Source organism: Clostridium sardiniense (genome assembly GCF_016907995.1).
Taxonomy (GTDB): domain Bacteria; phylum Bacillota; class Clostridia; order Clostridiales; family Clostridiaceae; genus Clostridium; species Clostridium sardiniense.
Map to the genome: position 1 here is coordinate 179,038 of NZ_JAFBDA010000003.1, position 13,281 is coordinate 192,318.

Consider the following 13,281-nt stretch of genomic DNA (forward strand, 5'->3'; position numbering starts at 1 on the left):
TCTCCCCTAATTTAAATATTAATCTTTTATATACACTTATTACCTATAAATACATACTTTTAATATCAATTTACAATTACTATATTAACTATAGTAATAATTTTTTAAAGCTTTTCATTCTACATATCTTATAATTAATAACCATTAATTTGATAAATATTATATTTTTTCCTGGATGATTTTATAGCCTACACTTATCATTCTGTCTTTTTCTTCATTTTTTGTAATTTTTGAATAATTATGTTTATATTCTGTGACATATTCAAACTTATTTAATCTTCTTATATCTATATGTATTATATAACTCACTATAATCCTATACTTAAATTCCATATACTACATATATAAACACTTTTAACGAACCTATATATAAATTCATTGTATTAACTTAATCTACTATATATATTCATAAATCTTCTACCTAATAAAAAAAGACTAGAGAATTATATCTCTAATCTTTTGTAATATTTATTTTATTTTTTATCCTTCAATTTCTTAATCATATCTCTAAGTTCAGCTGCCCTTTCAAATTGAAGATTCTTTGAAGCATCCATCATTTCGTCTGTATACTCTTTAATTAATTTTTCTCTTTCCTTCTTTGTAAGCTTCTTAGGTTGATTTTCTATTTCATACTTAGTCTCTTCCTCTGCTACCTTTGTTGCTTCAATTACTTCTCTCACATCTTTAATAATTGTTTGAGGTGTAATGTTATGTTCTTTATTATATGCTTCCTGAATAACTCTTCTTCTTTCAGTTTCTTTAATAGCTCTGTCCATTGAACCAGTTATTCTATCTGCATACATTATAACCTTACTTTCTGAGTTTCTTGCAGCTCTTCCTATCGTTTGAATAAGTGAGGTTTCCGATCTTAAGAAACCTTCTTTATCTGCATCTAATATTGCAACCAACGCAACTTCTGGAATGTCTAAACCTTCTCTTAAAAGATTAATTCCAACTAATACATCAAACTCACCAGTTCTTAAATCTCTTATAATCCTCATTCTTTCAAGTGTATCTATATCAGAATGCATGTAGGTAGTTTTTACTCCAAGTTCTGTTAGATACTTTGTTAAATCTTCCGCCATCTTTTTTGTTAAAGTTGTTATAAGAGTTCTAAAACCTCGTTTTGTTGTTTCTCCTATTTCTCCGTATAAATCATCAATCTGACCATTAACTGGCTTTATAATTATTTGTGGATCTAATAATCCTGTAGGTCTTATAATCTGCTCTGCAATAACAGTTGCATGTTCTTCTTCATATTTTGCTGGTGTTGCACTTACGAATACAACTTGATTTATTTTCTTTTCAAACTCTTGGAATTTTAAAGGTCTATTATCATATGCACATGGAAGTCTAAATCCATATTCAACTAATGAATCTTTTCTTGATCTATCACCCGCATACATCGCTCTAACCTGTGGTAGTGTTACGTGGCTTTCATCTATAAACATTAAGTATTCATCTTTTGGAAAGTAATCAAGTAATGTTTTAGGTGGAGTTCCTGGTGCTCTTCCATCTAATATTCTAGAGTAATTCTCTATACCACTACAATATCCCATCTCTCTTATCATTTCGATATCAAAGTTAGTTCTTTGCCTTAATCTCTGAGCTTCTAATAATTTATCCTCAGCATTTAAAACTCTTAACCTCTCTTCAAGCTCTTCTTCAATTACTGAAATTGATCTTTCTAATACTTCTTTTGAAGCAGCAAAGTGAGATGCTGGATATATTTGAGCATGATTTCTTTCCCCAAGTATTTTTCCTGTTAAAACATCAAACTCTCTTATTCTATCAATTTCATCTCCAAAAAATTCAACTCTTATTCCTTTATTTGAAGATGATGCTGGAATAATATCTAAAGAATCTCCTCTAACTCTAAATGTTCCTCTTGAGAAATCAATATCATTTCGTTCATATTGAATTTCTATAAGTTTCTTTATTATCTCATCTCTATCTTTTTGCATTCCAGTTCTAAGACTTATTGTAAGTTTCTTATATTCATCTGGATTACCAAGACCATATATGCATGATACAGATGCAACTATAATAACGTCTTTTCTTTCAAAAAGTGCTGATGTAGCTGAGTGACGAAGCTTATCTATCTCATCATTTATTGAAGCATCCTTTTCTATAAATGTATCTGTTTGTGGCACATACGCTTCTGGCTGATAGTAATCATAGTAAGAAACGAAATATTCTACTATACTATCTGGAAAAAACTCTTTAAATTCTGAACAAAGTTGTGCTGCTAGAGTTTTATTATGTGCTAATATAATAGTTGGTTTTTGAGTTCTTTCTATTATATTTGCCATAGTAAATGTCTTTCCTGATCCAGTAACTCCTAAAAGTGTCTGAAACTCATTACCTGCATTTATAGATTCTACTAATTTATCTATAGCTTTCGGTTGATCTCCCGTAGGCTTAAATTTAGATTTTATCTTAAATTCTCCCATTATTTCACCTCAATTTCATGTATAATATAAATTTCAAAGTATATCATACCTCATTAATTCTTTACTAAATTCAATCTTATTTATACATTATCCCAAAATTTATTCTTTTGCAAATAGTATTTGTTTTGCTAAAATATCTTGTAATATAAAGAAGCTTCCTATATCTATTTTTATTAATTAAAGTAATAAAAATTATATATAGGAAACCTCTTTGTTCTAATTATGAGCTTTTTTGTTCATCTTTTATTTTTTCTAATATTTCATTTATTCTTTTCTTATTTATTTCTATCTTTTTGTCTTCATCTACAAATCTAGGTACAAGAAGCATTCCTGCCCCTTTTCCTTTTCCAACCCGTACTTTCTTTCTACTTTCTGATTTACTCTTTATTTCAATTTCTACATCGAAATGATTATCCTTCAGAGCTTGATATATTTGTTTCTCACTTTCTATATCCTTACCTTCAATAGATATTATCCTATCTCCAACTTTTATTCCAGCAGAATAAGCTTTTGAAAATGGTACAACCTCTAGCACACAAATACTATGCTCATCACTATAAAAGATAGGTTCTTTTTTATCTTCCATCATTCTTTCGAATCTAATAACAGCTACATAAAGTAATGGTACTAATATTATTGCTATTATTTTACCTGCTAGTCCAATTTCTGCTATGATAGATATTAAAGATATAACAATACCATAAATAACAATGTATATTCCTGAACTTATGCTTTTTCCTCTCTTCGTCTTAGTGAATGTCGCTGTATTATAGCTTACCAATCCAAACAAAGGTATCATTCCTAATATTGCAGTACTTATTAAATTTAATGTACTACTATTTGAAAATATAGGCCACCATCCTGGTGTACTTATATTGTTATTAATTATATCTGAATTCATATTACTAGATAATGCTATAAATAAAGTAATTGGTATTGCCCAAGACCTATTTAAAACATACCCACCAATTAATCTATTATTCTTTTTAGAAAAGGCAGGTATTGCACCTTTACTTCCATCAATCATAATCAGAAATCCTTGGATTATATGTATAATTCCAATAAATATTATAAGTGACGATATATCTAATTTTAAGAAACTATTACTATCTCCACCTATATTAAAATATGTAACTACTATACTTAAAGCACCAATAATTCCTCCTGCATATGCAAAGCTCGTTAATTTTGTTTTAAAGAATATTGATATTATTGATATAATAAACAGTAATTCAATTCCTGAGTTCTCTTTAAATACTACTCCTAATATGCTAAGCATTAAACTTGCAAAGATTCCTCCAATTAATCCTAATGTTATTTGGGATAATGTAAGTTCTAGGGGAGAGTTAATACTCTCCCCTGTAACCATTTTTTGCATAAAAGCAAGTTTTTTATTTTTTAAATAAAACATTACGCCAAGTATAACTAAAATTAATAATAGAGAAGGTTCGATAATTATATATGCTAATGATCTTAATGTGTATAAAACTAAATCCATTGCTCCTCCTAAATCTACTACTTATTTATTTTGTTATCTATGACCTCCAAAGCTTTCTTAAGTTGATTATCTTTATCTTTACTGTAAGGCTTATTTAAAAGCTCTTTAGGAATTTCTACAACATCGTCTGGCTTTATTCCTTTATGATGGATATTTTCTCCATTTGGAGTGTAATACTTTGATATAGTAACTTTTAAAGCACTTCCATCATCAAACTGAACTGGTGCCTGAACTATTCCTTTACCGAAAGTATTAGTTCCTACTATAGTTGCAGCCTTATAATCTCTTAAAGCACCTGTAACAACCTCTGAAGCGCTTGCACTTCCTCCATCAACAAGAACAACTAATGGCATACCTTCAGCTATTCCTCCTTTTGAAACTTCTTCAGTTTTATTATCATATTTATCTACTGTATATGTTATTAGTTTACCCTTAGGAATGAATTGTGATGCAACCCCAACTGCTTCTGACAGATATCCACCTGGATTTCCTCTTAAATCCAATATCATTCCCTTCATTCCTTTTGCTTTTAAAGCTTCTATTTCCTTTTTGAAATCTTCTGTAACATTAGCATTGAACGATGTAATTTGGATATATCCTACATCTTTTTGGATCATTTCACCCTTTACTGAATCAGTCTTTATAGTATCCCTCATAACTTTAACATCAAATGGTGATTCTTTTCCTCTTTGAATAGTCAATGTTATTTCTTCTTTCTTTTTACCAGTAATTAGAGATGTTGCTTTTTCTACATCAGCTCCAACCTTTTCACCATTTACTGCAATTATGACATCATCACTCTTAATTCCGGCTTTTGCAGCTGGTGATCCATCTATAGGTGATATTACAGTTACTTTGCCATCTTTAACACCTACATAAACACCTATTCCCATGTATTCACCTGAATTTTGTTCATTAAACTTTTTAAACTCATTTTTATTCATATAGACTGTATATGGATCACCCAAAGAATTTACCATACCTTTTATTGCACCTTCTAGTGCTACTTCATCATTAATTTCACCATCATAATTTTTTACTAATGCATCCCTAACTTGGAATAACTCTTTATACTTATTTACGTCGTTAAATTCTTTAAATGTACTATTTACTTTAGAATTTGTTGATGCAAGTACTACACCCTTTGTTGCAAAAATATTCCCTACATAAAAACTTCCCAAACACAAACAAACAACAAAAAGCACTCCTACTATTATGTAGACTAACCTCTTGTTGTTTTTATTACTATTTTGCTTCATTAAAACAACATCCTTTCTAAACTCTCAATGCTATATAATTAAATAGTATAAAGCATAATACCCAATTTTTCCATATTAAACTAAACTCAGTAGGAATAAATTCCTACTGAGTTTATCATAGTTATATTCTATTCAATTTAATAAATTTTATACTATTAAGAATTTTCTTAATGAAGCGTAACTTGAAACTCCTCCAATTATTAATCCGCCTAAAGCAAATTGCCATAATAAAGTTGTTCCTACATAACTTACTGGTACTAATGAAACATATAACATCTTACCAGCTACCCAGCTAACAGCTCCGTTATATAATAAGGCTACTAATCCAATTGATAGTAAAGAACCTATAAGCCCTATTATCATACCTTCAATTATAAACGGCCATCTGATAAACCAATCTGTAGCACCTACGAATTTCATTATACCAACTTCTCTTCTTCTTGAGTAAACTGTTAGTTTTGTTGTATTCATTATTAAGAATACTGCAACACCAACTAGTATAACAAATAGTACTCCACCTATTACTTTAACACCATTTACAACCTTAGTTATTGTATTTATAAGGTCTTGTTGATTACCTATACTTTCAACTCCTGGTAAGCTTTTAACTGCATCAGTTACTGATTTTGCATAGTCTGCATTATCTAATTTAACTACAAACGATGCTGGGAATGGATTTTTATCTAGGCTATATCCTTCTAATAATCCCTTGTTGTCCTTTGTGCTTTCTTGGAAGTTCTTAAAAGCTTCTTCTTTTGATTCGTAATGTATTTCCTTAACTCCTGGAAGTTCATTTAATTTAATTTCTACTTCTCTTTGTTCAATTAACTTAATGTCATCTTTTAAGAATACCTTAAGTTCCACTTTTGATTGAACATCATTAAGTGCTAATCCTACGTTCTTGCTCATAAGTACAAATATACCTAACACGAAGAATGTAATAAGTACTGTAATAATTGAAGCAAAACAAATTGTCTTATTTCTTTTTAAGCTTTTAAAAGCATCAGAAATAAAATGATTTACCGTATTAATTTTCATCGTTGTACCTACCTCTCTTCTCGTCTCTTACAATTTCTCCTTTTTCAATAGCTATAACTCTCTTTTTCATGTCATTAACTATTTCTTGAGCATGTGTTGCCATAAGAACTGTTGTACCTGCTTTATTTATATCATCTAATAATCCCATTATTTCTTTTGCTGTTTCAGGGTCTAAGTTTCCTGTAGGCTCATCAGCAATTAGAACTGTTGGATTATTAACTATAGCTCTAGCTAGTGATACTCTTTGTTGCTCCCCTCCTGATAATTCATGTGGGAACATCTTATACTTATGTGATAACCCAACTAATGATAATACCATTGGAACTCTTCTTCTTATTTCCTTTGGAGTAGCTTCAACTACTTTCATAGCAAATGCTACATTTTCATAAACATTTAAGTTAGGTATTAATCTGAAATCTTGGAACACCATCCCTATTTTTCTTCTATAGTAAGGCGTTTGCTTTCTTTTTATTTCTGATAAATCTTTTCCAGCTACTATTAATTGTCCTGAACTAGGATCTATCTCTTTTAATATCATTTTTATAAAAGTTGATTTACCAGCTCCAGATGGACCAACTAAAAATACGAATTCTCCTGACTCTATTTCTAAGTTAACATCTGATAGAGCTTTTACATTATTATCGTAAATTTTAGATACATTCTTAAATTCTATCATCTCTAAACACTCCTTATAGATTTGGACCCACTCCATAAACCCCTTGTCCATTATACAAAATCATTATATCACATGTCTTACGACATATAATATAAGATTTTATTAAGTTTTTAATATTATTCCCAAATACGACAAAACACTTTATCATATTTTGTAATATTATGGGTGGTAAAGTTCTGTGAATCCTTCTCCTAAAACCTCATGAACATCTCCAACAGTAATAAACGCTTTACTATCAACTTCCTTAATGTGATTTTTCAGCTTTATGAACTCATTTCTATTTAATACTGTATATATTATAAAGTTCTCTTTCTTAGAGAATCCACCAACGCCTTTCAGGCAAGTGCACCCTCTCTCAAGCTCATCTAAAATAAATTTACTTATTTTTTCAGTATGTTCACTTATTATAATTATTTGTTTACAAGCGTTAAATCCTTCGATAAATTTATCAACTGTAATACCAAGTATAATTACACTTAACATTGAATAGAATCCTAAATCTAATCCAAATACATAAGCCCCTGAAAGTGTAATTATAAGATCCACTATTAAAAGTGCTTTCCCAATATCCATGTGACTAAATTTATTAAGTAATTTTGCTAATATGTCTGTTCCTCCTGTTGAGGCATTTTTATTAAATACTAATGCCATCCCAAATGCAGAAATTAAAGTTCCAAAAACAGTTGCTATTACTAAATCTTTTGTTATTGCGAATGGATTTAAAAATCTCTCTATAATCCACATTACTAATGATAAAATTAAACTTGCGTATATTGTTCTTCCCCCAAAGTTTCCACCAATAAACATAAATGCAACTCCGAATAATATTACATTTATAATTAATGTAATGATTCCAACTCCAATTGAAGGGAAGAAATCATTTATAACAATTGCAAGCCCAGTAACTCCACCTGCAGCTAATTCATTTGGTGCAAAGAAATACTCTACAGAAATAGCAACAAGAATAATTCCGAAAGTTATTAATGCATATTCTTTTATTGTACCTTTTTTCATATTAACACCCCAATTTATATAGTTTTATTTATGATATTATCTTTCCTAAATTTAGAGATACTATTCTATATCACCAAAGCCTTTCCCTAAAACGTCATGAGCTTCATTTACTATAACAAAAGCATCCGGTTCATTATCACTTATAAACTTTCTTATTTTCATAAGCTGAGATCTTCCAACAACACAGTATAGAACATCCTTCTCTTTGTCTGTATACCCTCCTTTCCCTTTGAATACAGTACATCCTCTATCAATGTCTTTAATTATGTACCCTTTTAATATATCTATTTTTTCTGTAAATATGACTACCTGATGACATGTATTAAAACCTGATATTACCTTATCTATAACAATTCCATTTAATAAAACACAAATAGCCGCATATATACCTTTTTCAACACCAAAAGTTACAGCACTCAATAATACAACTATAATATCAACCATTTGCATTCCTTTTCCCATATCAATATGGAAAAATTTATTTAAAATTTTTGCTATTATATCAGTTCCGCCTGTTGATGCATTTTGAGTAAATACTATTCCAAGTCCTATTCCTAATAAAACTGTTCCTGCTATAGTTGCAAGCATAGGATTGTCCGGAATACCAACTGGCTTAATAAAACTTTCTGAGAACCAATTTATAAATGATAACCCCATAGCTGCATAAATTGTCTTTCCTCCAAAACCTTTGCCTATAAATATAAACGCAATTATAAATAAAAATATATTCATAACCGCCATTAATGTTCCAAGATTAGCACCTGGTATATAATGATTAACTACTAATGCAATACCAGTAACTCCGCCTCCTGTTATATTATTTGGGACATAAAAAAATTGAATGGCTATTCCCACTAGTATTATCCCTATCGTTATTATCCCATACTCTTTAATTTTCCCTTTCATTTTTACCTCCTATTTCTATAGTAAAATTATTGTTTTTTATAAAAAATAACAGTATAGTACCTCTACTATACTGTTATATCATATTTAAACTTTATTTATAACAAATTTTGTTATTATTTTTTACAATTTATTGCTTTTTTCGCTTTTTCAGCTATATTTTTAGCTGTTAATCCATAAGCTTCTAATAATTCATTTGGCTTTCCGCTTTCACCAAACTTATCTTGAACACCAACTTTTAATACTGGTACTGGATACTCTTCAGTTAAAACCTCAGATACAGCTGATCCTAAACCACCTATAACACTGTGTTCTTCAGCAGTTACTAAAGCACCTGTTTCTTTAGCAGCTTTAACTAATAACTCTCTATCTATTGGCTTAATTGTATGTATGTTAATTACTCTAGCTGATATTCCATCTTTAGCTAACATTTCTGCTGCTTCTAAAGCTGCATCAACCATTATACCAGTTGCAACTATTGTTAAGTCATTACCTTCTCTTAAAGTAACACCTTTTCCAAGTTCAAATTTATAAGTGTCTTTATCATTTATTACATTTACAGCAGCTCTTCCAAGTCTTACGTAGCAAGGTCCATCTATTTCTGCAATAGCTTTTATTACTGCATCAGTTTCAACAGCATCAGCTGGGTTTATAACTGTCATATTTGGTATACTTCTCATTAATGATAAATCTTCAATTGCTTGGTGAGATGCGCCATCTTCTCCAACAGTTAATCCTGCATGAGTTGCACAAACTTTTACATTTAATCTTGGGTAACAAATTGAGTTTCTTATTTGTTCGAAAGCTCTTCCAGCTGCAAACATTGCAAAAGTACTTACATAAGGAATTTTTCCGCAAGTTGACATACCAGCAGCTACTCCCATCATGTTAGCTTCAGCTATTCCCATATTAAAGAATCTTTCTGGTGCAACAGCCTTAAAGTCTGCAGTCTTTGTTGATTTTGAAAGGTCAGCATCTAATACAACTACTTTTTTGTTCATTGATGCTAAATCTTTTAATGCTTTTCCATATGCTTCTCTTGTTGCGATCTTATTACTCATATTATTCTTCCCCTCCAATTTCTTTTAAAGCTTCTTCACATTGCTCTTTACTTGGAGCTGTTCCATGCCAGCTTGCTTGATTTTCCATAAATGAAACGCCTTTTCCTTTTACAGTTTTACAAACTATAGCTGTTGGCTGTCCTTTATGATTCTTAGCTTTTTCAATTGCTTCTAAAATTTCATCATAGTTATGTCCGTCTATAACTAATACATTCCATCCGAAAGCTTCGAATTTCTTATCTATTGGAGAAGGATTCATTACTTTTGTAATATCTCCATCAATTTGTAGACCATTGAAATCTATAAATATTGTTAAATTATCTAATTTATAATGAGCTCCTGCCATAGCAGCTTCCCATACTTGACCTTCTTCTAGTTCACCATCTCCAAGTAATGAATAAACTCTATAATTTTTATCATCAGTCTTTCCAGCTAAAGCCATACCTACAGCTGCTGATATTCCTTGACCTAATGAACCTGTTGACATATCAATTCCTGGTAGATCATTCATGTTAGGATGTCCTTGAAGATTTGATCCAATTTTTCTTAGTGTTTTTAATTCCTTAGGATCAAAGAACCCTCTTCTTGCTAGAGCACTATATAATACTGGTGCTGCGTGACCCTTTGATAAAACAAATCTATCTCTATCTTCCATTTTAGGATTTTTTGGGTCTATGTTCATTTCATTAAAGAACAATGTAGTTACGATATCAGTTGCAGATAGTGATCCGCCTGGATGTCCTGAAGCTGATTCTGTTAGCATTGATACTATATCTTTTCTTATAATTTTAGCTATATCCATTAGCTCTTGTTTATTCTTTTTCATTTCATATCCTCCCAGTTTAATTTAACATTTTATAGATTTAGTTTTCCGTTATTTACAGATTTTATTTTACCACACAATTTATTCTTTGTATACACTATAATATACGCTATTTCCTAATAGTATTACACATTTGTCCATATAGAGTATACTATTTCTAATAGTGTATCATTTTTCGATATTTATCTAGCTTTTTCTTCAATTTAATAAATATTATAAAACAATAAAAGCTACGCCAATGTAAACATTTGCGTAGCTTATTTAAAAACTTTTTTTAAAGTAAATTTAGACTTATTAGTAAAGCCTTATTAACTTTTTTCATATCTTCTTCAGTCATATGTCCTATTTTTTCTTTCAATCTTCTCTTATCTAAAGTTCTAACCTGCTCCAATAAAACAACAGAATCTCTGTTTAAACCATATTCTTCCGAAGATATTTCAACATGAGTAGGTAATTTTGCTTTATTAATCTGAGATGTTATAGCCGCAATAATAACAGTTGGACTATACCTATTACCTATATCATTTTGAACAATTATCACAGGTCTTATGCCACCTTGCTCCGATCCTATAACCGGGCTTAAATCGGCATAAAATATATCGCCTCTTTTTACTACCATAGTCGTCATAAGAATTATCACTCTCCGCAAAGCCATGTCTCATAATCATTAACATCAACTAGTTCATGTTCTGTCATCAAAGCTAACTGTAAATTTAGAAAAGCCATTTCTTGATAACCTTTTTTCATAAGCTTTTCTGTTTCCTTACTAATTTCTCTATCTATATATACTATTAGATTATCACTATTATATTTACAATTATTTTTTTCTAGATACATTTTTTCTAATTCCTTTTGACATGACATGATAATTCCTCCCTATTTACCAAAGAGTTTTTATGTATATTTAAATTATATATAAAAATATGTCATTGTGTCAAAGGATTTGTCACATTTGTTTAAATTTGTTCTAATTTGTCTTAATTTATAAATACTTTTTAGTGATTGTTACTTGTCCATTTTATATACACGCTTATATTCTATCAATGGAACCTATAACTTCATAACTAATAATATTTGATTCATTAGCTATATCATTAACCTTATTTTTATTTTCTCTAATAACATAACCCTGTTTTCAATTTTAATCTTTGAAATATCTGCTACTTAAACCATACATTGATCCATACAACCATTACCTAAAACAATTTATAGTATATTTTCTACAAGTACTTTTTCTTTTCATTTAAATTTTTAACATAAACATCTGCATATCATCTAGATAATATTGCGATCATTTGTGTATCAACAGTTTCATAACATTTTCAATAACTTATGTACGTTCCTTCTCCGACTTCTCTAAGATGAACTACATTGCTTTTAATGTTAATACCGGCCTTATTTTTTATTTTATTAAACTGATAATATCCTTAAAGTATTACCACTAGTTTTACAGTATCAAAATGGCATTATTCTAAATTACTTATAGAAAGCTATTTGATACATATTTAATTCCAAATTTACTCTTCTACGCTTTTGTCTGTTTATAAAAAACTATATGTTATATACCAGTATCTAGCGCTATATGTACTTTTACAATATTTTTATTTAATATTGCAATATCTGAGAGTTTATTTGCATATTCTAAAGAATATACTTTCTTTATTAATATCGTATTTTAAAATCTCATCATTAAAACTTATTAGTGTATATCCTAATATTATTATCCTTTGTAATCATCTTACTTCTCTTATGTTATTTGAAATTACCTCTGAATTAGTTCATTAAATTCCATGTCTAATACTACTTATATTTAACTCACTCTTCAATATACTAATTAACTTCAAAGTCTTCTTCACTACATTCTTTATTTTTATTAAACTCTCTATACTCTATTTTAACTCTTTCTTTGCCTTCATTATCAAAAATTTTTATTAACAATGGCTCTTTTTTAGACTTATTTATATATAGAGTAGCTTTATCCATATGATTATTGTTAGTTATTAGATCAAAATCAACCTTTAAGTATTTTAAATCTCCCCATTCTTCCTGACCTTCTGATACCTCTACAACAGGGTTCTTAAAAATTTCACTCATTACTCCTAATGGATATAAATTATCTAGATCTCTTTTTATCTCATATTTTTCATTCTTTTTGTTATACACCATAGTTACTTTATCTTCATTATAAAATTTAGTAAGTTCTTCTCCAAAATCTATTCTGATTCCATGATCATCACAGAATAAAACTTTAGTCTTCTCATTATATGTTCCTCTAGTATTAGTTATAGTGTATTCAGCAATTGTATCATATCTTTTCATATTTTTTACATGTTCTAATATTTCTTCATTTGTTGGATCTGTAACATGTCTAAATGATATTACTAATATTATAGATATAAACGGTATTATCATTAATAATACAGCTAATATTTTTTTCTTTATATTGCTTTTTTCTGTCTTTATGTTCTTATTTTTTTTATTTTTTATACTTTTAAATTTTTCTAAAAACTTCATGATCCCTCCACTGTTTAATTACTCATTAATACTAATATTAAA

At 29.2% G+C, this 13,281-nt stretch carries 12 protein-coding genes; all 12 read right to left on the minus strand.

Annotated features, from left to right (window positions below):
* Positions 1-473 precede the first annotated feature (473 nt).
* Positions 474-2,453 (minus strand): excinuclease ABC subunit UvrB, encoded by a 1,980-nt coding sequence (gene uvrB / locus JOC62_RS04485; protein ID WP_204594034.1) that lies wholly within the window; start codon positions 2,451-2,453, stop codon positions 474-476.
* Positions 2,454-2,673: 220 nt separating this feature from the next.
* Complete coding sequence (locus tag JOC62_RS04490) at positions 2,674-3,951, minus strand: PDZ domain-containing protein (RefSeq protein ID WP_204594035.1); 1,278 nt, start codon at positions 3,949-3,951, stop codon at positions 2,674-2,676.
* 17 nt (positions 3,952-3,968) lie between these two features.
* Positions 3,969-5,210 carry a S41 family peptidase gene (locus JOC62_RS04495; RefSeq protein WP_204594036.1) on the minus strand — a complete coding sequence of 414 codons (1,242 nt, stop codon included), beginning with the start codon at positions 5,208-5,210 and terminating at the stop codon, positions 3,969-3,971.
* Between the two features lie 147 nt (positions 5,211-5,357).
* Entirely contained in the window at positions 5,358-6,248 is an 891-nt protein-coding gene (ftsX, locus tag JOC62_RS04500) for a permease-like cell division protein FtsX (protein WP_204594037.1), read from the minus strand.
* Entirely contained in the window at positions 6,238-6,924 is a 687-nt protein-coding gene (gene ftsE, locus JOC62_RS04505) for a cell division ATP-binding protein FtsE (RefSeq protein WP_204594038.1), read from the minus strand. The genes ftsX and ftsE overlap by 11 nt, the downstream gene beginning before the upstream one ends.
* Before the next feature lie 159 nt (positions 6,925-7,083).
* Positions 7,084-7,938: a YitT family protein gene (locus tag JOC62_RS04510; protein ID WP_204594039.1), complete on the minus strand. Its 855-nt coding sequence runs from the start codon at positions 7,936-7,938 to the stop codon at positions 7,084-7,086.
* A gap of 60 nt (positions 7,939-7,998) precedes the next feature.
* Entirely contained in the window at positions 7,999-8,844 is an 846-nt protein-coding gene (locus JOC62_RS04515; RefSeq protein ID WP_204594040.1) for a YitT family protein, read from the minus strand.
* Between the two features lie 113 nt (positions 8,845-8,957).
* Positions 8,958-9,902: a transketolase family protein gene (locus JOC62_RS04520; protein WP_204594041.1), complete on the minus strand. Its 945-nt coding sequence runs from the start codon at positions 9,900-9,902 to the stop codon at positions 8,958-8,960.
* A gap of 1 nt (position 9,903) precedes the next feature.
* A complete protein-coding gene (locus JOC62_RS04525) occupies positions 9,904-10,728 on the minus strand; it encodes a transketolase (protein WP_204594042.1) in 825 nt (274 codons plus the stop codon).
* Between the two features lie 271 nt (positions 10,729-10,999).
* The gene (locus JOC62_RS04530) at positions 11,000-11,353 is read right to left on the minus strand and encodes a type II toxin-antitoxin system PemK/MazF family toxin (protein WP_279381501.1); all 354 of its coding nucleotides are present in this window, start codon (positions 11,351-11,353) and stop codon (positions 11,000-11,002) included.
* A gap of 8 nt (positions 11,354-11,361) precedes the next feature.
* Positions 11,362-11,589, minus strand: coding sequence for a hypothetical protein (locus JOC62_RS04535; RefSeq protein ID WP_204594043.1), 228 nt, complete (start codon positions 11,587-11,589; stop codon positions 11,362-11,364).
* A 966-nt stretch (positions 11,590-12,555) separates the two neighbouring features.
* Positions 12,556-13,239 carry a germination lipoprotein GerS-related protein gene (locus JOC62_RS04540; RefSeq protein ID WP_204594044.1) on the minus strand — a complete coding sequence of 228 codons (684 nt, stop codon included), beginning with the start codon at positions 13,237-13,239 and terminating at the stop codon, positions 12,556-12,558.
* Between the last annotated feature and the right edge of the window lie 42 nt (positions 13,240-13,281).

Bases quoted from the DNA above. Each gene is read 5' to 3' on its own strand.
- uvrB (WP_204594034.1), bottom strand. From the start codon at position 2,453: ATGGGAGAATTTAAGATAAAATCTAAATTTAAGCCTACGGGAGATCAA.
- JOC62_RS04490 (WP_204594035.1), bottom strand. From the start codon at position 3,951: ATGGATTTAGTTTTATACACATTAAGATCATTAGCATATATAATTATC.
- JOC62_RS04495 (WP_204594036.1), bottom strand. From the start codon at position 5,210: ATGAAGCAAAATAGTAATAAAAACAACAAGAGGTTAGTCTACATAATA.
- ftsX (WP_204594037.1), bottom strand. From the start codon at position 6,248: ATGAAAATTAATACGGTAAATCATTTTATTTCTGATGCTTTTAAAAGC.
- ftsE (WP_204594038.1), bottom strand. From the start codon at position 6,924: ATGATAGAATTTAAGAATGTATCTAAAATTTACGATAATAATGTAAAA.
- JOC62_RS04510 (WP_204594039.1), bottom strand. From the start codon at position 7,938: ATGAAAAAAGGTACAATAAAAGAATATGCATTAATAACTTTCGGAATT.
- JOC62_RS04515 (WP_204594040.1), bottom strand. From the start codon at position 8,844: ATGAAAGGGAAAATTAAAGAGTATGGGATAATAACGATAGGGATAATA.
- JOC62_RS04520 (WP_204594041.1), bottom strand. From the start codon at position 9,902: ATGAGTAATAAGATCGCAACAAGAGAAGCATATGGAAAAGCATTAAAA.
- JOC62_RS04525 (WP_204594042.1), bottom strand. From the start codon at position 10,728: ATGAAAAAGAATAAACAAGAGCTAATGGATATAGCTAAAATTATAAGA.
- JOC62_RS04530 (WP_279381501.1), bottom strand. From the start codon at position 11,353: ATGACGACTATGGTAGTAAAAAGAGGCGATATATTTTATGCCGATTTA.
- JOC62_RS04535 (WP_204594043.1), bottom strand. From the start codon at position 11,589: ATGTCATGTCAAAAGGAATTAGAAAAAATGTATCTAGAAAAAAATAAT.
- JOC62_RS04540 (WP_204594044.1), bottom strand. From the start codon at position 13,239: ATGAAGTTTTTAGAAAAATTTAAAAGTATAAAAAATAAAAAAAATAAG.